Source organism: Marinicella rhabdoformis (assembly GCF_009671245.1).
Lineage (GTDB): Bacteria > Pseudomonadota > Gammaproteobacteria > Xanthomonadales > Marinicellaceae > Marinicella > Marinicella rhabdoformis.
In genome coordinates, this window is the sequence record NZ_VTFS01000004.1 from 248,368 (window position 1) to 271,410 (window position 23,043).

Annotated in this window: 18 protein-coding genes; 7 read left to right on the plus strand and 11 right to left on the minus strand. The window is 42.4% G+C overall.

Annotated features, from left to right (window positions below; translation table 11 throughout):
- The 4 genes from FET73_RS11675 to FET73_RS11690 are packed head-to-tail and all read left to right on the plus strand — an operon-like array spanning position 1 to position 6,676.
- Entirely contained in the window at positions 1-918 is a 918-nt protein-coding gene (locus FET73_RS11675) for an ATP-binding cassette domain-containing protein (RefSeq protein WP_154224141.1), read from the plus strand.
- Positions 911-2,797, plus strand: a complete 1,887-nt coding sequence (locus FET73_RS11680; protein ID WP_154224142.1) for a hypothetical protein — start codon at positions 911-913, stop codon at positions 2,795-2,797. Before FET73_RS11675 ends, FET73_RS11680 begins: the two co-directional genes overlap by 8 nt.
- The gene (locus tag FET73_RS11685; protein WP_154224143.1) at positions 2,790-4,652 is read left to right on the plus strand and encodes a hypothetical protein; all 1,863 of its coding nucleotides are present in this window, start codon (positions 2,790-2,792) and stop codon (positions 4,650-4,652) included. The genes FET73_RS11680 and FET73_RS11685 overlap by 8 nt, the downstream gene beginning before the upstream one ends.
- A complete protein-coding gene (locus FET73_RS11690) occupies positions 4,649-6,676 on the plus strand; it encodes an alpha/beta hydrolase family protein (RefSeq protein WP_179952256.1) in 2,028 nt (675 codons plus the stop codon). The genes FET73_RS11685 and FET73_RS11690 overlap by 4 nt, the downstream gene beginning before the upstream one ends.
- Positions 6,677-6,761: 85 nt before the next feature.
- Here the strand turns inward: FET73_RS11690 and FET73_RS11695 are convergent, their stop codons facing one another.
- The 3 genes from FET73_RS11695 to FET73_RS11705 form a co-directional block, all read right to left on the minus strand.
- A complete protein-coding gene (locus FET73_RS11695; RefSeq protein ID WP_154224145.1) occupies positions 6,762-7,307 on the minus strand; it encodes a YaeQ family protein in 546 nt (181 codons plus the stop codon).
- 95 nt (positions 7,308-7,402) lie between these two features.
- A complete protein-coding gene (locus tag FET73_RS11700) occupies positions 7,403-8,617 on the minus strand; it encodes a dipeptidase (protein ID WP_154224146.1) in 1,215 nt (404 codons plus the stop codon).
- Positions 8,618-8,706: 89 nt separating this feature from the next.
- Entirely contained in the window at positions 8,707-9,861 is a 1,155-nt protein-coding gene (locus tag FET73_RS11705; RefSeq protein ID WP_218944318.1) for a Vgb family protein, read from the minus strand.
- Between the two features lie 200 nt (positions 9,862-10,061).
- Between FET73_RS11705 and FET73_RS11710 the strand changes: the two genes are divergently transcribed.
- Together FET73_RS11710 and FET73_RS11715 are read left to right on the plus strand one after the other, a co-directional pair.
- Positions 10,062-10,928, plus strand: a complete 867-nt coding sequence (locus FET73_RS11710) for an SPFH domain-containing protein (RefSeq protein WP_154224147.1) — start codon at positions 10,062-10,064, stop codon at positions 10,926-10,928.
- 21 nt (positions 10,929-10,949) lie between these two features.
- Positions 10,950-11,117 carry a type II toxin-antitoxin system antitoxin gene (locus tag FET73_RS11715; RefSeq protein ID WP_154224148.1) on the plus strand — a complete coding sequence of 56 codons (168 nt, stop codon included), beginning with the start codon at positions 10,950-10,952 and terminating at the stop codon, positions 11,115-11,117.
- A gap of 21 nt (positions 11,118-11,138) precedes the next feature.
- Here FET73_RS11715 and FET73_RS11720 read toward each other — a convergent pair whose 3' ends face one another.
- From FET73_RS11720 to FET73_RS11755, 8 genes are all read right to left on the minus strand, one after another.
- On the minus strand, positions 11,139-12,092 hold the full coding sequence (locus FET73_RS11720; RefSeq protein ID WP_154224149.1) for an alpha/beta fold hydrolase: 954 nt from the start codon (positions 12,090-12,092) through the stop codon (positions 11,139-11,141).
- A 92-nt stretch (positions 12,093-12,184) separates the two neighbouring features.
- Positions 12,185-15,295, minus strand: a complete 3,111-nt coding sequence (locus FET73_RS11725; protein WP_154224150.1) for a TonB-dependent receptor plug domain-containing protein — start codon at positions 15,293-15,295, stop codon at positions 12,185-12,187.
- Between the two features lie 18 nt (positions 15,296-15,313).
- Positions 15,314-16,468 (minus strand): tetratricopeptide repeat protein, encoded by a 1,155-nt coding sequence (locus FET73_RS11730; protein ID WP_154224151.1) that lies wholly within the window; start codon positions 16,466-16,468, stop codon positions 15,314-15,316.
- Positions 16,469-16,470: 2 nt separating this feature from the next.
- A complete protein-coding gene (locus FET73_RS11735; protein ID WP_154224152.1) occupies positions 16,471-17,127 on the minus strand; it encodes an energy transducer TonB in 657 nt (218 codons plus the stop codon).
- Entirely contained in the window at positions 17,127-17,537 is a 411-nt protein-coding gene (locus tag FET73_RS11740) for an ExbD/TolR family protein (RefSeq protein WP_154224153.1), read from the minus strand. The genes FET73_RS11735 and FET73_RS11740 overlap by 1 nt, the downstream gene beginning before the upstream one ends.
- A 1-nt stretch (position 17,538) precedes the next feature.
- Positions 17,539-18,141, minus strand: a complete 603-nt coding sequence (locus FET73_RS11745) for a MotA/TolQ/ExbB proton channel family protein (RefSeq protein WP_154224154.1) — start codon at positions 18,139-18,141, stop codon at positions 17,539-17,541.
- A 6-nt stretch (positions 18,142-18,147) separates the two neighbouring features.
- Positions 18,148-19,560, minus strand: a complete 1,413-nt coding sequence (locus FET73_RS11750; RefSeq protein WP_154224155.1) for a MotA/TolQ/ExbB proton channel family protein — start codon at positions 19,558-19,560, stop codon at positions 18,148-18,150.
- 12 nt (positions 19,561-19,572) lie between these two features.
- On the minus strand, positions 19,573-20,394 hold the full coding sequence (locus tag FET73_RS11755; protein WP_154224156.1) for a DUF3450 family protein: 822 nt from the start codon (positions 20,392-20,394) through the stop codon (positions 19,573-19,575).
- Positions 20,395-20,609: 215 nt separating this feature from the next.
- On the opposite strand from FET73_RS11755, the gene FET73_RS11760 reads away from it, so the two are divergent.
- A complete protein-coding gene (locus tag FET73_RS11760) occupies positions 20,610-22,361 on the plus strand; it encodes a hypothetical protein (protein WP_179952257.1) in 1,752 nt (583 codons plus the stop codon).
- Positions 22,362-23,043: the final 682 nt, after the last annotated feature.

The window sequence follows — 23,043 nt, forward strand, 5'->3', positions numbered from 1 at the left end:
ATGTCAAAATACATTATTGAAACTCAAAACTTATCAATGCAATTTGGCGCCAAGCTGGCATTGAACAACCTCAACTTAAAAATCAATAATGGAGGAATCCATTCTATTGTGGGCAGTAATGGAGCAGGGAAATCCACCCTGTTCAAACTGTTATTGGGCGTTTTATCACCGACTACTGGTGAAACATTCATTCTAGGTCAAAACAGCCAGCAGCTTAAGCCCATGCACCGTGGCCACATTGGCTTTGTCAATGAGGAGCACACTTTACCCAGTTGGATGCAAGTGGATGCTCTGGTTTCTATGGAAAAAAGCTTCTATTCAAACTGGAACGATGCCATCTACCAACAGGTTATCGGCAATTTTAATGTTTCACATAAACAGAAAATCAGCCAATTATCTCGAGGTGAACGGGCTGGCGTCAACTTAGCCTGTGCTTTGGCAAAAAGACCAAAAGTGTTGATTCTGGATGAGCCCACTTTGGGCTTGGATGTGGTGGCCAAACAAGCATTTTTAGAATCCTTGTTGTTCACTGAAAAGAATGACAAATGCACCATCATTTACTGTTCACACCAAATGGATGAAATAGAAAGGGTCGCAGATCAGTTGATTGTCATGGAGCAAGGGCAACTGGTTAACACCTCAACTCCTGAAGCTTTTTGCCAAAGAATTCATTATTGGGTGGTTGACTTTCAGGGTGAAACGCCAAAATCTATGCAAATCCCGGGGTTCTTGCAACAAAGAGAAATTGAAGGGGAAATCCATTATATGGTGATTGATCAAGATGAAGCATTGAAAGAGGCATTCCTGCAATTGGGTGCGCTGAGTGCTTTTCAATCAGAAGTCAGTCTGCAACAAGCAGTGAATGGCTTTTTGTCCCGTAACCACCATAAGCCAGACACCGAGATACAACATGTTTAATCTGTTTTCATGTGAATGGCAGAGAGTCAGGAAAGCCGTCTTTGGGGGGTTGTTAACACATACCATTTTGCTGGGGCTTTTTATTAATTTTGGATTGTTCAACAGCGAGGCCATTGGTTTTAAAATTTCTCTCACCTTGCTTTATGCTGCTTGCGGTTATTTATTTGGCATCACTCAACTCAACACGCACACCAAAAGCAGTCAATGGACATACCTAGTCAATCGCCCAATTGGTGTTAAACACATCTATTTGGCTTTGTGCCTGACTGCTTTAACAGCCTTTGTAGTGGTCATAGTTTTGCCCTTTTTCTTAGCAACACTGGTATTAGACATATCACAAAAAGAGGTCATTGACCTGAGGCACTACCAGCTGCTCGCTTATTTGTTTGGCATCACTACCAGTTTTTATTTGGTTGCCAGTTTTACCGTTTTAATACAGAAAAAATCAGCACATCTGCTGTTAATGATTACCCTGTTGCCAATCATCAGCATCAACATGGGCGGGTCAGTTTATTGGCTCTTATCTGGCGTCTTGATTTGGATATTTTTTATGGTTTTTGCCGCTGTTAAAGTCAACCTAAACGACCTGCCAACTAATAAAGTATTCTTGATTTCAACAGCAGCCGCCTATCAATATGTCATTTATTTCATGGTGATTTCAGCAGTGTTTCTGACCAGTGAATTTATTTTGGATATGGAAACCAGAAATAAAAAAAGCCAATCCTCAGAACCGCTGAATGCCGATGATTTCAGAACGGTAATTTTCATGGAACCCCAAAAAGCCACAATCACCGGCCTATACACTTCCGATAACAAATATAGAAATGAGATTGCTGAAATCGAACTCAATAAAACTTCTCGTATCAGGAAAAGGATTTGGTTTCACCCTGTAAAGCAACAAATGCCATTTATGGATGAGAATAAACCTGTTATTACGGACCCAGAAAACAAAATAGTTTGGCACTTCAGCCACAATCTCATGTTATTCATTGGTAAAGACAGTGTCAGTAATCGTATTATCGGTTATCTAGGAGCAAACGGACGCCAAACGCAGCTCGAAACAGCCACTGACAATTCCTACTTTCCTGAAGTACCATGGATTGAACATGACCAAATTGTAGTAAAGCATCAGCTATACCAATACCAAAGCCAACAACAAAAATTGCAGTTATTATTTACTGCCAATGAAAACGAATACTTACTCAATGGCCTGCAACATCATGGTTCTGTGCTTTCTGTGATAACCAACCAACACCTGTACCTTTTTGACAGCATTAATTACCACAATGATGAATTACCCTTAGTACCTCAAATAGTGATGCCCTTACCTGGTGATTATAACAACCTCTGGGATGCTCAAATTACAGAAGTGGGTAACAAATTTATCTTAGCGTTTACCTATGGAAAATCATTCCGTCGTAACATTTATGGCGCAGAACAATTGAGTTATGAATTCACTTTAGGAGGTGAAGTTAAACCCATCAATCGAAGACAACTAAAACAAAACCCAAGCTACCTACTCAAGGATCTTGAATACATGCTATCACCTGCTTGGAAGTTGGGCTTAGATTATTTTCCTCCGCATCCTTCACGCGACCGTTATTTAGTTGAAAGACGACAAATCACTGGATTATCTCAAAGCACATATATGAAATTGCTTTTTTGGGGTATTTTTTATGCTCTGATTACATTCCTTTTGGCTCAAAACAGAAGCATACCTCGCTCAAGAAAATGGAGCTGGACAGTACTGAACATTGTCCTTGGCTTACCAGGTGTCATCTCATTCCTGTTGCTAAACCCTAAAAACACACCTCTTGTCACACCCCCAGAAAAGGCAAATACTGCACAAATCAATACGGAGCAACCTTCTCATGTTTGAACTATATATCAATGAAATAAAGCGGCTGAAAATGTGGGCTTTTATACCTTGCTTGGCGTTTTTACTGCTTAACACTGCGTCAATTTATTTTGGTGAATATGCAGACTCAGGCTTGATGATTGGCAATGTTCACTCAGTAATTTTTGCTGTGGTTACTTTATTGTTAGGCTTGGTACAATTCCACCCATATAAAAACAGCAGTGCCTGGCTGTATTTAATCAATCGACCTGTATCAAACACCAGCTTGTGTCTGACTTTAGTTTCAGCAGCTGCCACCATCATTTTTTTCCAATTTGTCTTCACTGACATAATGATCACTTTAGTCATGGATAATGTCAGTGACTTTCTCATTGAAAGTCGACACTATCGACAAGCAGTTTATATTTTCTTCGTTTCATTGGGCTTTTACTTGAGTGGCGTTTATATCCGTTTGTGCCACAGCAAAGGTGCATTCTTAGTGATTATTTTTCCAGTATTTGTGATTGCATCATTGTTACTTGGAGGCCCATCAATTGGACTTAGTTTTTTCTCAGCTGCGTGGCTGTTGTTGTTGGTCATCAGTGTCTTTAAAGCCAACATCAATAACAATCAAACCCATTTGTGGGGGAAGGTTTTAGCCGTAATTCCTTATCAATTGGCGATGTTTCTTATCGTTGGTATGCTTATCACCTTCAGCATACAAATGAAGAACATGCTGATTAATGGGGCTGGCGTTGATATTCCATGGAATGAATACTTTCCAAATGATACTTATTCACATGTGGTTTATTTAGAAGGAAATGAACAGTTAGGGTTGACTTTAGAAGAAGCCAACAAGACCATTAAAGCACGTTACCAGTCACAACTATTGAACGTAGAAACCACCCCTATTACCCGGAATGTAAACGCATCACCTTCAGTAAACTTGTTACCCTATCAACAAAGAATCAACAACCTATCTATTTTAGACAACGCGAATAACAAGCTATGGACATTTAGTTTTGATCAAATGTTGTTTTTAAATACAGACAGTTCAAAAAACAAAGAAACAAGACTCGGCATACAATCCGAAGATGGTGAAACAACTGCTTTTGACCAAATTCCGACAGCAATAAACCGTGCTGGTTACCAACAGGTCATTACCGAGCAACAGCTTCATTTTTATGACCCGGATTTAGAGTCGCTAACCCTACGCATGACCGTACCCAGTGATGAAACCATTCTGTCAACTTTGAATAAAACAGGTACATTGATGGCGTTAATTACAACCAAGAACCTGTATTTCTTCAACGCCAACCAAGTGAAAAATACGGCGGGCATGTTGACACCAACTACAGTCATTGCTTTGCCTGGTGCACATGAAAATATAGGCCAAATTGAAGTGGCTGAAATGATGGACAGCACCTTAGTGAGCTTTTTGTTTGGAAAAAACAGCAGCACCGGTTTATTCCCAGCTGAACAAATTGCGATTGAGGTTGATTCAAGCAGCAATCATGTCTCGATTTTAGCAACGAGGCCTTTAAAGCACGGATTCAGCGAGCTTTACCACCATTTGGGCTGGATGATTTCCCCATTAACTAACTGGGTGTATCAATATCAAATGGTTCCCCTGATTAAGGCTAAAAGCATCAAACCTGAAAGCCTTACTGGTCAGCTTAAATTATCATCACAATTTAAATTGATCATCGCATTGTTAACATTAACGGCTGTTTTTCTGGTCATTTGGATTTCTGGAAAAAGATCCAAAACAGCAACTGAGCGCTGGGCATGGATCGGACTCACCTGCTTTACAGGGATTATTGGCTTGTTCACTTTCCTGTTATTAAGCGACAGCAATCAAGCGTTAGTTCAGTCTCACAACGAGGACAAATCATGATTTTAATCTATTCAAATCAACTGTTGGCATTAAGTTTATTGCTATTCAGCACCTTGCTTTTTGGTCAACAACCTTCTAAAGAAACCAACTTGTCTGATGCAATCAAAATACATCAGTCTGCAAAAATACCTGAGCCATTCAGTATCCAACATGCCACTACTAAGGTAAAAATCAAGCACATTCAATTGTCTCCTAATGGAGAAAACTTATACTTCATAACACGAAAAGACAATGGCGTGGTTTTGCACATTTATAACATTGAATCTGAAAAATCGAAAACACTGTTCCATTCGAACGTTCTTAATCGTGCCCATTGGTCAACCGACGGCAAGATATTGTTTTTACAAAGTACTGACTATTTGGCATACATTGATCCTTTTGCTGAAAATGCCAAAGCCCACATTTTTCATCGTTTTAACCACGAAAATGAAGAACAATTCTATGGCGTCGATCGCAGTCAATCACAGCAGGTGTTGATTAACAGGAAGATGAACACCCAACATGACGGCAAACCTTATCAGCTCCTGCGCATCAATACCTTAGGTGATCAACAGTTGATTTTTTCCGATAAATCAAAAATTTATGATTACCTTTTTGATGCATCAGGACAATTGGCTTTTATTCGCCAACCAGGTAAAGAGCAACACAATATTTTTCAAATCACTGGCAAAGAGAAGAAACTGGTTTTCAATTGCCAAACCATCGATAAATGCCAATTAATACAGTTTAAACAATCGACAAAAGAGTTGAGCATTTTAGGGCTTGCTGACTTCAATTTCAGGAGCTTATTCAGCTTCAACTTAAACACAAAAGCAATTGAATTGATTCACCAAGATCCCGAACAAATTGCAGATTTGATATCGATTAATACAGACCCATCAACTGGTGAAGTCACTCAACTGGATTACCTTTCTGATCGAATGCGTCATTATTCGTTAAATGAGGATTTGAATGCCGACTATCAGTGGCTTGAATCTCAATTACCAGGAAACTTGTACATCAGTTCAAGGAAAACTGGTGAAAATTGGCTGGTCATGCAGACCAATGCCCAATTACATCACCACAAATACTATATATACAACTTCAAGGAAAAACAGCTAAAGCCCATATTAGATAATCATCGCCTTTCAGGCAATCCAATTTCACCTGCACAGTTAGCCGCGAATATACCTGTCAGTTATACAGCTTCAGACGGCATGTTATTACATGGATATGTGATGTTACCCGCTGGCCGTAAACTGTCGGAGGTACCATTAGTTGCCAGCATCCATGGTGGCCCTTTTAATCGCGTCAAAGGTGGATACAGCCCAGTCCAATATTTAGTCAACCAAGGTTATGCTGTTTTTCAACCAAACTTCAGAGCCTCTACGGGTTATGGTCTTCAATATTTATTGGCTGGTAAGGAAAAATTCAGTACCCGAGTGCAGCAAGACATTGTTGATGGGTTTGAGTATCTATTGGCTCAAGGCGTGGGTGATCGTGAAAAATTAGGCGTATTTGGTCACTCTTTTGGCGGCTACTCAGTACTGTCACTGATGTCTAGTTACCCCGATTTATTCAAGGCAGGTATTGCTACCGCACCGGGTACAGACTTGTTAGAACTGTTACAAACATTGGACAAGAAAGGCATCAATGAATATGACGGTGTACCACTCAGGTTTGCTCTGCCGGTCTTGTTTGCAGACATGGAAAACCCTGTAGTTGTTGAACAAATGAGAAAAACATCCCCAAGAAACAATGGTAATAAAATCACCAAACCTTTATTAATTTGGGGAGGTGGTAAGGATGAACGCATACCTATAACACACCTCAGGGAATTTGCTTTGAAATTAAGACAATCAGGTCAAACAATTGAATTTATAGAGGATAAATACACAGGGCACAACCCAAGCCCTAATGACAGCATTACGCCAAAATCCATGTTGTTTTTGGTTGCTGCGTTTCTGAATAAGCACATCAAAAATGTAGAAACTGAATCAGACACTGATATCAGCACATACATCAAGAAGCACAGGGTTTATTAAAAAGATTTCAGTTCTAAATCAAGGTGAATAACTCATTATTCACCTTGAAACCTAAACTCATATTATCTGTTTTAATAGATATGTTTTATGAAAGTGTCTTCACAACCATTTCACAAGCTTCAGTTTCGTCGCTGATGTAAACGGTGTCATCGCTGATGCTGACTGACCAGTCCATGTTGCGTCTGGCGAGGCTGGCCAATTGCTGTGTTTGGTTCCAGTCGAATTGGAAATACTTGACGTTTTTGAATGCGCTGACCTTGCCTTTGGTTTGCTCCCACCAGGTGTCTGACTTGCTATTGAAACTGTAGACCAAAACCTCTGGTGCTAAGCGGCTGGATTTTTTAATACGCTCAGGTGAGGGTTCACCCATGTCGATCCACATCTTCAATTGGTCATCCAATGTTTTGATCCAAATGTCTGGCTCTTCGACCACCGACAAGCCTTTGGTGAACTGCAGTTGTGCTTCATAATTGACTTGAACATTGAGGCAATATGCAATGATTCTCGCCATCATACGTTCTAAATTTTCTGAAGGGTGTAATGCAATGGTCAGACTGAAAGCATCATAATGATTGCGGTTCAAATCAGACAAGGCAATATTCAATTTATAGATGGTTGGCTTCAGGGCCATAAGACATGTGCTCAATATGTGGGATGTATATCAATAACAATTGTTAAAAAAACCCTCACGCTGGATAAGGGTTTTATTTAAACGTTTGTTCCGTTTTATTTTGAACGGTGCTGGTTGGCGTAATCTTCAACTTGTTGCCATACACGGAATAAATTACCTGACATGATTTTTTCAATGTCTTGCTCTGAGTAGCCACGTTTCAAAAGGCCGGCAATTAAATTTGGGTAGGTAGAAACGTCTTTCAAACCTGTTGGCAATGAGTCACCGACGCCATCGTAGTCAGAACCGATACCCACATGATCAATCCCTGCAATCTTCACCACATGATCGAAATGATCCAAAACAATATCTAAAGTAGCGAATTTTGTTGGGTTTTTTTCTAGGTATGCTTTAGAAAAAGCTTTGGCTTCTTCGCTGTCAATCGCAACACCCTTTTCTTTCAGAAATTTCATGCCAGCTTCTTTATAAGCATTGAAGCTTTCAATAGATTCTTGTGAAACAAATGTAGAACCAAAGTTGATAAAGATGACACCGCCTTTGGCTGCCATGGCTTTGATCATGTCATCACCCATGTTACGTTCAAAGCCTGGCGTGAAGTGACGTGCCGAAGAATGTGAAGCAATAACTGGAACTTTACTGGTTTCCATCACGTGTTCAAAGGCTTGGTCAGAAATGTGTGACACATCGACCATGATGCCGATGTTATTCATTGCTGTGACCAACTTTTTACCGAAATCAGTCAAACCTTGTGCAGGTCGCTTTTCATCATATGAAGAATCTGAAATGTGGTTACTCAAAGAGTGTGACAATGTGATGTATCGGATGCCACGGTCATAGAAATGTTTTAAGTTATCCATGCTGCCGGCAATTGGAGAACCGTTTTCCATACCCAAAGGCAAAGAAATCAACCCCTCTTTGAAATTGGCTTTCACTTGTGTTGGCGATGTCGCTAAGGCGAATTTATCTGGTGATTGTGCCACCATTTTTTCAACGCCATCAATCAACTCATTGGCAACGGCTGTGCTGTCACCCCCTTCCGCTTCAATGCTGGCAGGGATATAAATCGACATAAAAGGCGCATCCAGTCCACCTTTTTTAGCGCGAGGATAGTCAAAGTCACCGCTTTCGGTCGCTTGGCTAACGTCTTCATACTTTTCTTTCAAACGGTAAGGCACATCAACATGTAAATCAGCAATGACGTATTTTTTACTGATGGTTTCGGCTTGTTTCGCCAAATCTGATCCTGCTTGAACGGAAAACGTCAGGCCGAAAAGACACATGGCTGACAAAGTTTTGAGTTTGAATTTCATGACATAACCTTACCAAAAAAAGAGTGATTGTACACCAGCACAAAGTCGTTATCTGTTATCTAAACACTTATCAACTCAGTTATCTTGATTCAATTCCTTTTTATATCCACTTCAATGATTCTGTTGGTGCTGCTTTGGTGAATCAAAATATTTCCTTCTTTTGTCGCTCGCATGTGCCTGATGATCCCCGCATAAAATGATCCCGAGGGTATTGTCCAGCTTTGGAAAGTTTCATGTTGAGGATCAAAACGCACCAAGGCATCTGGCCGCATGCCCGACTCGTTGTACCAAATGATGTCATCCACAACGACAATGGCATAAGGGTGTGACTTGGGACCACTGGGTGACGGCCATTCTTTTACATGTTTGGTTTTGGGATCAAAACGACCCAAACGACCGAGGCTTGAATTAACATACCACAACATGCCATCACTGGAAAAATCAATGCGCCTCACTTTGGTTGCTTCATCAGGTAACAGGTGTTCTGTCAGTGCCATGGTTTCTGGATTAACCTGCACCAAACAGTTGTTACCATTACATGCCACCCATGGTTGACCGTTTGCATCAATTTTGATGCCATAGGGCCTTGAGCCGGATCTCGGCATATCCACTAATTTTATCTCACCGATTTTAGGGTTTAAACGACCAATTTTGTTGCTGTGTTGCAAAGTAAACCACATAATACCTTGATCATCAAATACCGCTGTGTGTGGGTCTTTGGCATTTTGATCTGGCATCGGATAAACAGTGATATCACCTGTTTCAGGATTTAACTTACCTACCGTTCCATTCTTATTACCTGTATACCACACACCACCTGAAGGGCCTAAGGTCACAGAGTGCGGCATCGCATTGGCTGGCAAGGGGTATTCTTTCATTGCTCCTGTTTTTGGATTAATGCTTCCAACCAAGTTACCCCATTGTCCAGCCCACCAAATCAAGCCATTTTCAGCTTGCACAGGGTCGCGTGAACGCTGGCCTAAAGTCGGCACCACCCACTCTTTGAATTCGATTTGGGCGTTCCCAGAAATCAGTTGTGGTTGTCGACGCGTATTGGGCGGGAATTGTTTTGCCAAATAATCAAGAATGCTTGCCTGATTTGGGTTGCCATTCAAATCAATCATACTAGCGGTCAATGCTTGCCAATCCTTGTGGCTGTAACCCATGCTGTCAGTGATGCGATTGATGCCATGACAAGCCGTACAATATTGTTCTGTTAGTTGTGCTCCAGATGCTTTTGTCACGACAACTTCCTCATCTGCCAGCACCCTTAAAGGTAACAAAAAAACCAAGATCACTAAGTAACACATCAACTTCATATCTTTTACCATCCAAAACTTGAATCAGTTCAATATTATAAACCATGACTTTCCTCACTGTTTATTTTGAAAAATAAGGTACATAATGATATCATAATAATATCACTTGATTGTAGGAGTCAAAAATGAACACAGAGAAAAAAATTGAAACCAAATCCGGCATTCCGATGCTGTTACTGTTTATTGGTGCATTAATACTAGACATCTTGTTGCTGGTTTATGCGGGTAAAAACCAAATCAAGCCGCTGATTGTTTTGTGTATATTGATGGCCCCAGTGATACTCATCATGATGATTGGCTTTTTCATGGTCAATCCAAACGAATCAAAAGTACTGCAATTGTTTGGTAAGTACGTAGGTACCGTGACCCAACCTGGCTTGAAATGGGCCAATCCCTTTTATGCCAAAAAAGCCGTCTCTTTGCGTGTCAGGAATTTTGAAAGTGGGCAGTTAAAAGTCAATGACAGTGCAGGCAACCCAATTGAAATAGCCACTGTGGTGGTTTGGAAAGTGGTGGACACTGCTGAAGCCATTTTTGAGGTCGACGACTATGAATCTTTTGTTCATATCCAAACCGAAGCGGCTTTAAGGAATTTAGCCACAGCACACCCTTATGAATCACACAATGACGAAAAAATCACTTTGCGCTCTGACCCACAAGCCATAGCCGACCTGCTACAAAAAGAAGTGCAAGACCGTTTGGACAAAGCCGGCGTTCAAGTGATTGAAGCGAGGATTTCACATTTGGCTTACGCACAGGAGATTGCCGCGTCAATGTTGAAAAGGCAACAAGCCCAAGCCATTGTCGCCGCTCGAACGCAGATTGTTACTGGCGCAGTGGGCATGGTTGAAATTGCTTTGTCACAATTAAGCGAAAAACAAATCATTGACCTTGATGACGAACGCAAAGCGGCTATGGTGAGTAACTTATTGGTGGTCTTGTGTGGTGAAGAAAATGTCAAACCAGTGGTTAATTCTGGCAGCCTCTATTAACCTTTGAATCAATAGCATCGTATGGCTAAAAAGAAATCATTCCCCCTCAGAATCAATGAGGAAATATTATCAGCAGTCCAAAAATGGGCTGCTGATGATTTGCGCAGTGTCAATGCTGAAATTGAATACCTGTTGCGTGAAGCATTACGCAAAGCCGGTCGATTAAAGAAAGAAGACAAAACCAAATAAAAGACTTCTTACAACATCACTTCATTCAAATTGAGTCAAAAATTGTTTAAAAACCGCAACGGTTGCAGCAGGGTCTTCTTCTTGAGGCACATGCCCAAGGTGTTCAAAACGCACCAACTGACTGCCTACAATGTCTTGATGAAAAAGGTCTCCAATTTCAGGTGGAATCAAACGGTCATGCTCACCCCACATAATCAGCGTTGGCAATTTTAACTCTTTTATACGATGCGCATGTGTTCCTGGTTTCATTTGTTTTAATCTAAAAGCCAGTGCTTTCCTGTTACCGACTCGAGTAGTCAAATCAAAATACCGCGACACCAATTCCTCTGAGACCAAATCGGGATTGGCATAGACATTTTTGACACTGCTTTCAACAATACTTCTCGGCAACACATTTTCCATCAATTGATTCAACAAGGGAATTCTAGCAATCATGAAGCCGATGGGAACTGATTCAGGTTTAAAAGGATAGCCAGTGGCATCAACCAGCACCAAACCATCAAAACGACTCGGGTTCAATAAGGCCGTGAACCATGCGATATGCCCACCCAATGAATTGCCGACTATCATACTGCGCTCTACCTGCAAATGATCAAGCACCGCCATGATGGTGTGTGCATAATTTTCAATCGTGTAGTCATTTTTTGTATCTGGCCCGGTCAGACCAAACCCTGGTAGGTCAAACCGAATCACCCTTCGCTCTCCCTTTAAGGCATCGACCCAACCATCCCAAGTGTGTAAGGACGCACTGGTGCCATGTAATAAGACAATCGGTGTTTTATCGTTTCTTGGACCTTCATCTCTAAGATGAACACCCATGCCAGCAACTGATATGAACTGCGAAGGTGGTTGTGCCCACTTAGCCTTCAAATCATCAACAGAACGGTCTGGCACCCAATGAATAATTATATAAACTGCTGAAACCACAATCAGCAGAAAAAGCAACCACAAGCCAAATTTCAATACTTTTTTCATCACAAGCAGAGCACCCAGATTCAAACAAGAAAAGAATCAGCGTATCACATGTTTTAAGCTGTCATACCTATTTGTTTCAAGGAAGTTTATCTTTAATAAAAGTCATAAGACACACCCAAGCCAAATGTTCGGCCTTTTTTGTATTGTCGTGTGATGGCATCCCCTTGTAGGAATTCCACTTCATCGTCAAGTAGGTTTTTGGCTTTGAAGCTGATTTTCCAGCGATCAGCAAATTTTTGGCTGTAAACAAAATCCAATTGACGGAAGGGCTGCTCATAAACATCGGGCGAACCTGAGGTGCCTGCTTCTGAAATACGCTCACCAAACACATTGAATAACAGGGAAGCATTGATGCCCTTTTCTTTGTTGTCATAACCAATTTGCACATTAACCACATAAGGCGACTGTCCTTGCAATGGTCTGGTGTTATTGGTTTGGCTGCCAGCTCGGTCTGTACTGAGGGTGATTTCAGAATCAATATAGGCAAAGTTGGTGCTTAAATAAAGGTCTGACAATGCTTCACTGATGAATGAAAAGTCTTTGAAAAATTCCAGTTCCACACCTGAGTTTTCAGCAAAGTCAGCATTATCAAAACTGATGATACCAGAAGCACCGGGTAGAATAATCATTTCGATTGGGTTGATGAATTCCTTATAGAAAAAACTTAATGAAACAAACTCACCGGCTGAAAAATACATATCCCACCGCAGGTCGTAATGCTTAATCTTGCCGACCTCAAGTTCTGGATTACCGATGACATTGCGGTTAAAAACTGGGTCTTTAAACTGTGCAGGCGACAATTCTTTGAAGTCTGGCCTGGCCGCTGTTTCTGAGTAGTTCAACCTGAACTGGTGCTTATTCCAAACAAAAGTCGATGAAAAGGCGGGAAAATAGTCGCTGTCACTCAAGCCTGAAACCACAGGACTGGCATCGGGATCAAATAACTGGAATGTCGTCACAGATTGATCAAAACGTTCTTCGCGCACGCCCGCAGTGACGCGGAAGTTTTCTTTGAAGGCATAATCGATGCTTAAATAGCTGGCTTTGATGTCCAATGCAGCAAAGTAGTTATCAGTTGAGCGCGTCACTTCAATCAATTGATATCCGTTGGGGGCGATGTAATCAGGATTCAAAATTTGGCTCAAAGGGTCTGAGCTGTTGGCCTCATTGGTTAAACTGCCACGGTCTTCAAAAACAAAACGCCTGATGTCAGAATCACGGTCTTTGTTAACCCAGTTTTGACCAAAATTAAACAGCAAGTCGTGGCTTCCAATACTCAAAGGCCATGCCAAGTCATAACGAATGTTTTTACTCATGTCACTGAGGCCACGCCATACACGTGAGTTTGAGTCATTTCGCGTTGAAAAAACAAAATCACCTTCGTCACGTTGATCATATCGGTAAATGCGGTTGTCTGGTTCATCAAAATTGGCCGTTGAATCGGTGTATTGCCAATCAAGTTTCAAATCATTCAACACAGGATAAGTGTGCTCTCCCGCAAACTGAAACGATTCCAAATCACGTTCAGTCCAGCGTAATTCATAAATCCGACGGGAATTACCCAAATCTTCATTGAAACCTTCGGCTATTTCATTAAAATTTTCCGTGCTGCGCAACCACATCAAGTTGGCCGAAACCATGTGCTGCTCGCTCAGCTCAGCACCCAGGGTGGTGAACAACGAAGCATTGATGTTGCGTTTGGTGGTGTCAGACAATTCTTCGGCATCTAATATCAACTCATCACCTGACGCCACATATGAGCGCCTAAGCTCTTCTCTGGTTTGGTAGTCACTGCCATATTCCAACGCCGATGAAAAACCTAAAACCACACCAGAATCAAGGTCAAAACGCATTCCGCCAGCAACATCCAAACCAAGGTTCGGGTCGATGGTGCTGTATCGCAAATCGTAATCACTGTGCAATGACTCACCGATGGCCTCCAACTCCTCAGGTGCATAACCACCTGCAAAAAACGGGTTAGATGGCCTGAGCTCTGTATCTCCTTCGGTGGCATCAAGCAAAGCCCTTGGCATGCGACGAGAACCGTCATCAAAGCCAGTCCAATCTTTACCGCCTTTGTTGCCCTTCAATCCATCTTTGCCACTGGTTTGTGTGTTGTTACCATAAGACAAGCCCATGCCGAGAAAATTATCATCGGGTATTTTGATGGTTTCTAAGATCACCGAACCACCGCCAAACTCAGCTGGCAATGACGCGTTGTAACCCTTTTGTACTTCAATACTTTGGATGATGCCTGTAGGAAATAAATCCAATGGCACCACACGGCGTGTTGGATCTGGACTGGGCATGTTGGCACCATTTAACAAGGTGCTGGAATAACGTTCACCCAAACCGCGAATAAAAATAAATTTACCGTCCACCAAAGTCAAACCCGTTACCCGCTTCAAAGCGCCTGCCGCATCTGAGTCACCTGACTTGGATATTTGTTCCATACTCAGGTAATTGGCGACCGAGTTATTTGAACGACGTTCTTCCAAAACCGATGCCAATGAACCTTCAATATAAGGCTCAACCACGACAAATTCTGGCAATTCAGAACCCGCAGGCGTCAATTCGATATTCAGCACATTAGCCGCTTCAGTCAGTGCCACATTGTTTTTGATCTGGCTGTTGAAATGCGCATGCAAAACAGAAATATTAAAAGTGCCTGCATTCAAGCGAGTTTTGAATTTACCTTGCTCATCAGTCACCAGGTGATCGGACAAACCACTGATGAAAACCTTTGCACCTTTGATGCCCTTTTGCCCTTCTGCGGAGGTGATTTGTCCAAAAAAATCTACCACTACAGCTTCTTTTTCCTCTGTCATTTCTGGAGCTGGGGACACCGATTCTTGGTCTATCGAAGATTCTGTGTCCACCAAGGGCTCCTCGCCTTTGACTTTGAAATCCACCAACACTTGAACAATTTCATTGGCTCTTAATGTGATGTCATGTTGATAGACAAAGTCACCTTCAGACTGCATCACCAAAGCATGAGCACCCGCGGGCAATGACAATTGTACTCGGCCAAAAGCATCGGTTTGACCTAAAATTTTTCCACCTCCATACACGTCGATGTGACTTAAAGGCCCACCTGTTAAAAACACATAAAAGGTGACTTGTGCATTGGGCTCTTTTTCTGCATGAACTTGGGTATTTAATGCCAAAAGCAAAAGGCATAATATTAAAGTTAAGGGTTTCATAATGACCTCGAAGCGTTGTTAACAACGCCAGCTTTCTGCTTCGCAATCTGCGATAATTTTTCTGATTTCTACGGTTTTTTGGAACAATTGTGTGTCGGTAATTTGTCCCAAATAATGTTCTGATTGTCGGTAATTACCAACCTTAAACAAGGCATAAGCCAAGGCATACTTGATGTTTTCATCTTGGTCGATTCGTACCCTCAGAATATCCTGTTCCATGGCGGCTGCTTGCTCGAAATTTTCCAATTCAATCAACAAAGCCAAACGTTGGGTCAACTTCTGTTCCTGATCTTCGATCAATCCATTGAGCGTCAATGCCATAAATAATTGTCCTGCCCGACGGTACAATTCTGCAGCTTCACTGATCAAACCATTGTCAGTGAGAGCCAAATCATGAACAATTTTTGCTGCTGAATGATAGGCTTCATTTTTAATATAAGCAGCTGCCAAAGATTTGGCGACATCAGCATTTTGTGGGAACATCAATCGGGCTTTTTCTAGGAACTGAAGTGCCATATTGAGGTCACCCGTACCCTTATCTGATTGGCGCAAAGCATTCCCAATCGCCACATAATCACTGGCTTCTGCATTGTATCGAGTCAGATAATCAGCGCCCAATTCTGCAGCTGTGCTGTTCATGCCCAATTCGATCAAGTAAAAAATCTTGCGACGCATAAAGCCTGACTCTTCCGGAAACACCAGGCTGGCTTGGTCCATCACCGCCAAAGCCATGGCGTGCTGCTTCATTAACCAATGGCTTTGTGCACGCATATGATAAACCGAAGGAATGCGTTCCACTGCTGTACCGGCACTGTCCAAAGATTCAATCACCAAAGCGTAATTTTGAATCGAATAAGCCGCTTGAGCCAAATACACATTGATAACTGAATCCACGGGGCCAGCTTGTTTGGCCTGTGTGAACGCATCGATCGCTTCCTGATGCTTGGCCTGTCTAACCGACAACAAACCTGTCAGCACATAAAACCTTTGAACATTGATCCCCTCTTCGCTTAAATCCACCTGGGAAAGTGCCTGAGTTGCACGGTCTAAATTACCGTCTTTGAGCATCAAAGAGGCCAGTTCTAAATAATCCACATCTGAAACACTTTCTTCAGCTGCTTGTGCTGTGATTACACATAATAACAGGTACAATAATAATCCTAATTTTTTCATGCTTAACTCAAATCAAAGCGAATGCGCTGTTTGGCCCAAGACTTCACCGATTGGCCTTGGTATTGGGCAGGTTCAAATTTCCAAGCGTTGACACCTTGTGTTGCCACTTCATCAAAAACACCTTCTGGGTGCGATTCAATGATTTTAATTTGTTCAATTTCACCCGTAATACCTATCAACAACGAGAACACCACATAGCCTTCAATACCCTTGGCACGTGCACGCGGCGGATACATCATGGGTGTCTGCACCACGGCTTTGACGGCTTGATCCACGGTGTCATCGGTCATCACCACACCGGCAGCTGAACCCAACAAATCACCATCAAGACCATTCAAACCGTCCATAGAAAAGTCTGGCAAACCCAAATCCAAACCCGACAACTGACTGTTTAGCCCCAAAACCGGTGCAGGCGGTGCAGAACGTGTGCGTTTAGGTTTTGGCTTGGGCTTGACGCGTTTCACTTCTTGCTTCGCTTTGGGTTTCTGGCGCTGAATTTTGATGTTCACGCCTTGACCGTTTTTCACCGCCTCCATGTGCTCTTTGGAGTCATTGATCAATATCAACGTGCCCAAAACCAAAACCGTACCAAACACCATAGAACCAAAAGCCACCGCGTTTTTCTTGATATTTTGGGTCCTACTTATTGCTGTGTTCATCAACCAGCCCCAACTTCTTTTTCAGTGGCCACACCGACATCAGAAGCGCCGGCCAATCGTGCTTGATCCACCACTTCAACCAACTTACCTGAGGGCACATTTTCATCAGTTACCACCAAAACAGATTTCTGGGTTTTGGTTTTTAATAAATCACGCAATCGTGATTGAATCACCCAAATTCGAATGCTTTCCCCATCCATATAAACCTCACCGGCGTTGTCAATGTACAAACGGATTGCTTTGGTAGAAGCTGTTGTGGCACTTGATGCCGATGGGCGATCCAATTCCAGCTTCATGTCTTTGACGAAAGTGGTGCTGACCATAAAGAAAATCAGCAGAATAAACACCATGTCTATCAAAGGTGATATGTTCAAATCTTGTACCGTTTCTTTGCTTTCTCTGTAACGCATGTTACGCCTCCAAACCCGGAATTGGGCTGCATAAAAAGTCTTTCAATTGCGCCAAGTCAATTTCAAGTTGTTTCTGTTTTTTGTCCAAAATGCCATTCACAATCAAGCCTGGAATAGATACTGCCAGACCCATCTGCGTCGTAATTAATGCCTGTGAAATGCCACCTGCAATGCCACCTGATTGTGAAAATAAAGACATGTCACCCAATGAATCGAAGGTTTCAATCATGCCCGATACCGTACCCAATAAGCCCAGCAAAGGAGCCACCAAAACCAAGGTGGTGATTAACACTTTGTATTTTCTGATTTCTCGGTCTTCATCAACAAAAGCATCATCTAAATGTCTTCGCAAATGCGGCAAATTCTCTTTGCGCAATGCCATACCTTTGGACAATGCACGCACCAATACGCCATTGCTTTTTGATGGTAATTTGCCATGCATGTATCGGTAAACCAAGTTTCTGGTGCCACGAACCGTACCGCGCTGCAACGACATCATTCGGTAACCCAAAGTCCACCACAACACCACGGTAATGATGAACAAGGGCGGCATCACATAACCACCCGATTCCAAATACCCCCAAACATCTTGAAACACATTCATAACAAGTTACTCGGCTACTTTTTGATAGACATTGATGGCACGCAAAGCCGCTTTTTCCATGTCATCCTTGATGCGCTCTGCCCAGCCGGACAAAATGTTGCCAAACATCAAGGCAGGAATCGCCACAGCCAAACCGACTTCGGTGGTTACCAAGGCAATAGAAATGCCACTGGACAACAATTTCGGATCACCCGTACCAAACTCTGTAATGATGTCAAAAGTCGATATCATGCCTGTAACGGTACCCAAAAGCCCCAATAATGGCGCCACAGTCGCCACCACCATGATCAATGAACCAAAGCGATTCAATTGTGCTGATTCATGCAATATAGATTCTGAAATGATGTCTTCCAAATGGTCACGATCACGGTTCAAGTTGCGCAAAGCCGACAACAGGACACGTGCCGAAGATGAAGATTTTGAGCCGGCGTATGTGATGGCCGCTTTAAGGTCACCCGCTTTGATTTTTTCAACCACATGAGCCAATAATTTTTCGGTACTCGCCGAAGCACTTTTCAAGAAACCTATGCGCATGATGATCAACAACAGCGCAAACAAACCCAAAACGGTGATGATCCAAGCGATCATACCCCCTGAGTTAATCACTGATAAAACTGTCTTTCCTTGTTTTTCTTCTATCGCTTTGATTGAAGATTCGTATAAAAATATGGGCAGCATACCCGCTGAACTTCCATTGAAAACATCTGCATTCAATGCTTGGTCATTGTCAGCCCAAACCTTGAATTGGTTTTCACCAGCCGGTGCCAAAACGCCGCCACCTTGTGCACTGTGACCGTAGGATGCCACTTGTCCGACATTCAAGATATCACCCTTGACTTTGGTACCATTGGGGAGAAAAAACTCGCCTTTGCTTTTGGTGATGGTGGCTTGTTTTTTAATCAAAGCATTGGCTTGATTAATCAACTCAGCCATTTTCTCTAAGTCTGCCAATCTGTTTGAATTTTCTCTGTTGTTGTCATCAAAACCTTCAAAACCATACTCGGTCATGGTTGAAGATGCTTGAATGATGGTTGAATCCATTAAGCCTTGGTTGTCTTGAGCTGACTCTGAGTTTCTTTGAATCTCATAAATTTCATCTTCTAAAGCTGAAGCTTCAGTTTCAGCGTTTAACAATTGATTTTCTAAAGATGAAATTTCTGCTTCAATTTGTCTTTTTTCTATTTTGACTTCTGAACCATACGCTTTGATTCGCTTTTGAATATTCGCAACCTGACCGCTCAAGAACGCATACTCTTTTTTATATGCCAGTTGAATATCAGCTTGAGATTTGGCTTCGTCAGCCTGTGGAATGGGTGGTGCTTGAACTGCTGCCGCAGCAGCCGCCTCCTCATTCGTGTCGTCCTGTGCCCAAGTCGTCAAACTCAGGGTCAACAATATAATGATAATGAATTTTTTCATGATGATCTCCTATCAACTTTGCGACTGCACGTTTGTTGTTTTTAAATCTAAAGGCAAAGTAAACAAGCCTTGTCTGATTTGCTTTTTCAATGAATCGAATAAAACTGCAACAGCTTCTGCATCAGAGGCGTTATCAAACACATTGAACGTCCAGCCCTGTCCTTGACGCACCGCTTGACCGTATATATTGTCACGGGTTTTGAAATACATCATCACCGTGCCTAATTTCGCCACATCAACCAATACATTTTTGCCATTCAACTGTACCGTTTGTGAGTAAATGGCATTCTCTTTGGCCAAACGCATTTCATCTTCTAAAAAAGCCCACAAGCGGTTGATGGCGTGTTGTGATGTGATTTTTCTGCCTTCTAAATCACGTTCAATACCTTCAACAACCGACGTCCTTTCCAAAACCTTAAATGGAATACCGAATTCAATCCCTTGTTTGATACTGGCAGCATAGGCCACCACATCTGGAATCATTTGTTCAGAATCTGCACCCAAGGATTTGATTTTTTCTTGCAGCTTCACCAGCTCTGCTTGCGACTGCTTGCTTTGCAACTGCTTCCTGTCTAAGTTGGCTTCCAGTTCTGTTTTTCGTGTATTCAAGTACGTCATGGATTGTGTGTGCTCAGCTTTCATGATTTGCAATTCAGCTTGTAAATCTTCAACTTGTCCACGCAATTCGATCAAGTTTTGAATCATCTGTTCGTCATTTTTTTGGGCACTGCTGTCAGCCACAGATGCAGTTGAACTGACTGACATCAGAGCCAGCAAAGACATTTTCAATACTTTGCCTTTTACAGTTCTTTGGGATTGGTTTAATAAAGTCATGATGGAATCATTTTCATAAAATTTGAGCCAATTCTATGAAGCGAATGTGACAATTCAGTGACCTTTGAAACATTTTCGTAAAAATTAAAACCCCTTGCTATATATAATGAATAGAGGTATTCACTGTCACACAATCTTCATGAATGAGTCACACATTTGACACAGTCAGTTCCTAACATGGGCGTTTTATTTGATTTATCACTGAGGTTATTGACATGAAAATGACACCCATTAAAGCCGCTGTTTTGGGCGGATTATTCGCAGCATCGACTGCGCAAGCGATCAATGTTGACGCATTGTTTGAAGGCCAATGGTACAGAACTGATATTGACGGTGGTCAAGGTTGGTCATTGGATTACATGAAAGTTGGACCTGAAAAAGGTTCTTTCTTTGTATCGGGCTATGTATATGACGACAATGGCAATCCATTTTGGGTTGTGGGTCAAGATTTAGATGTACAAGCAGGCGAATCAACTTTGAACTTTGATTTGTTGTCAGTCACCGGAGGTTCTTTTGATGGCGCTTCATCTCGTGACGTGGCTTCTTTTGGCACCATGACCATGGAAGTGAACAACTGTCGCAGCATCTCTGTTGACATCAGCGGCATCGACAGCACTTTTGTTGGTCAAAGCACTTCAAACTTTGACTTGACACCTTTTGATGAAATCACAGGCTATGCCCGTGACATTTCAGCTTGCCCTTACCAAACAACTTTCACATCTTGTCCTTCATTTGCGACAGCGGCTCAACAGCCTAAAACCTGTGTTATTCAGGGTACTTTGACTGGCGACAAAACATTAACCAACGACACCAACTGGGTATTGAACGGTGGTGTATTCGTCGGTGAAGATGGCGGCACAACAGGTAACTTGACCATTGAGCCAGGTACACGTGTATTGGGCGTTTCAGGTAACGATTTCTTGGCTGTACAACGCGGTTCTAAAATCTTCGCTGAAGGCACAGCCAAAGCGCCTATCGTTTTCACAGGCCCTTACAACGCATCAGCTCCAGAAGCTGGCGCCGGTAACTGGGGTGGTTTGGTGATTTCTGGTCGTGCACCATTGAATATCTGTGATGATTCAGTGCCGTTTGGACAGTGTGAAGCTGTTGGTGAAGGTGGATCTGGCTTATACGGTGGTGACGACCCTACTGATTCAAGTGGCGTAATTAAGTACGTTCGCATCCAGTTCGGTGGTTACAGAATCAATGACGAAGACGAGTTGAATGGTTTGGCTGTTCAAGGTGCCGGTTCTGGTACTGTTTTGGACTACATTCAAATCCATGCCAACGAAGATGATGGCATAGAATTTTACGGTGGTACGGCCAATGCCAAGCACTTGGTTTTAACTTCTATCAAAGATGATTCTTTAGATTGGACACACGGCTGGCAAGGTAACTTACAGTATGTCTTGGTTAAACAAGACCCAAGCGCATCTGCTGTAAAAGAACGTGGTATCGAAGCAGATAACTTCGAAGGCAACAACGAAGCCACACCACGCTCTATGCCTATGATTGCTAATGCCACATTTATTGGTGGACCGTCTGATGACAAAACAACCACAGGTATGGTTTTACGTCGCGGTACAGGTGCCAACTTCACTAACACCATTGTGACTGGCTTTGAAAAATGTTTAGACATCGACTCAGGTGCCACTTTTGATGCCGCAGGTACACCACAAGCATTGACCGGTACTTTGACTATGGAAAACACCACCATCAGTTGTGATGTGAATTTTGAAGAAGAAGACGGTGATGCATTCACTGTACAATCTTTCTTCGAAGCACAACCTGGTAACATGGTTGCAGACCCTATGTTGATGGGTATTTACCCTACAGCAGATTCTCCTGCCGCCATGATGATGGATGCTGAAAAATGGGGTCCTTTCTTTGACAAAGTGACTTACATAGGTGCATTCAAAAACCAAGCCACTGCATGGACCAATGGTTGGACTGAGTTTTTAGATTAAGACGTAAGATTCAATAAAAAGAAAAGGCGTCCAATGGGCGCCTTTTTTGGTTTGAAGTTTTTTTGCGCCTTGCTCATTTGCGCAGCGGTTGTAGTGGAATTTTGTGCAACAATGAGCGGAGCGAATGCACAAAATGGAGCGTAGACCGCTGCGTCAAATGGAGCAACTTGTTAGCCATAGTGCCCGTTTAAGTACAAATAGATTTTAGAATTCTTATTGCTGGCCATACCAACCTCGTCTTGATCTACATAAAGCTTATTAGATGTACCGTCATCGAAGACTATTGTGAGTATATACGATGGATGCCCCTCGTTTGATACAAGTGGAAATATGTGATACCACTGCCGCCCGCAGGCCTCTTTCAACTGATTTATTGCGAAGTCATCTTCAAGTAAAACGGTACGCTTTTTAAATTCCGTATCAACGAACTCTATACGAATGCTTCTAATTTTTCCCTCGATAGGATGGACGGGGTATCTAGCGAAACCCAAGACTACCACTAGAACCAATATTCCCAATATGCTCTTCATAAGTAGATGTGGCTAACGCCCGCCTCAACTGCCGGAGGCCAATGGCGCCTTTTGTGCGGTTTTTTGCACAAAAGGCGCCATTGGCCGGAGGTCAGATTGCAGGCGCTTGTTAAGTTTTTTACTGCTCATACTTCCGCAGTTTTTTGTACACC

Coding starts and splice junctions, on each gene's coding strand:
- FET73_RS11755 (WP_154224156.1), bottom strand. CDS start 20,394: ATGACTTTATTAAACCAATCCCAAAGAACTGTAAAAGGCAAAGTATTG.
- FET73_RS11715 (WP_154224148.1), top strand. CDS start 10,950: ATGGCTAAAAAGAAATCATTCCCCCTCAGAATCAATGAGGAAATATTA.
- FET73_RS11685 (WP_154224143.1), top strand. CDS start 2,790: ATGTTTGAACTATATATCAATGAAATAAAGCGGCTGAAAATGTGGGCT.
- FET73_RS11725 (WP_154224150.1), bottom strand. CDS start 15,295: ATGAAACCCTTAACTTTAATATTATGCCTTTTGCTTTTGGCATTAAAT.
- FET73_RS11710 (WP_154224147.1), top strand. CDS start 10,062: ATGAACACAGAGAAAAAAATTGAAACCAAATCCGGCATTCCGATGCTG.
- FET73_RS11680 (WP_154224142.1), top strand. CDS start 911: ATGTTTAATCTGTTTTCATGTGAATGGCAGAGAGTCAGGAAAGCCGTC.
- FET73_RS11745 (WP_154224154.1), bottom strand. CDS start 18,141: ATGAATGTGTTTCAAGATGTTTGGGGGTATTTGGAATCGGGTGGTTAT.
- FET73_RS11760 (WP_179952257.1), top strand. CDS start 20,610: ATGAAAATGACACCCATTAAAGCCGCTGTTTTGGGCGGATTATTCGCA.
- FET73_RS11720 (WP_154224149.1), bottom strand. CDS start 12,092: ATGAAAAAAGTATTGAAATTTGGCTTGTGGTTGCTTTTTCTGCTGATT.
- FET73_RS11675 (WP_154224141.1), top strand. CDS start 1: ATGTCAAAATACATTATTGAAACTCAAAACTTATCAATGCAATTTGGC.
- FET73_RS11740 (WP_154224153.1), bottom strand. CDS start 17,537: ATGCGTTACAGAGAAAGCAAAGAAACGGTACAAGATTTGAACATATCA.
- FET73_RS11750 (WP_154224155.1), bottom strand. CDS start 19,560: ATGAAAAAATTCATTATCATTATATTGTTGACCCTGAGTTTGACGACT.
- FET73_RS11695 (WP_154224145.1), bottom strand. CDS start 7,307: ATGGCCCTGAAGCCAACCATCTATAAATTGAATATTGCCTTGTCTGAT.
- FET73_RS11700 (WP_154224146.1), bottom strand. CDS start 8,617: ATGAAATTCAAACTCAAAACTTTGTCAGCCATGTGTCTTTTCGGCCTG.
- FET73_RS11735 (WP_154224152.1), bottom strand. CDS start 17,127: ATGAACACAGCAATAAGTAGGACCCAAAATATCAAGAAAAACGCGGTG.
- FET73_RS11690 (WP_179952256.1), top strand. CDS start 4,649: ATGATTTTAATCTATTCAAATCAACTGTTGGCATTAAGTTTATTGCTA.
- FET73_RS11730 (WP_154224151.1), bottom strand. CDS start 16,468: ATGAAAAAATTAGGATTATTATTGTACCTGTTATTATGTGTAATCACA.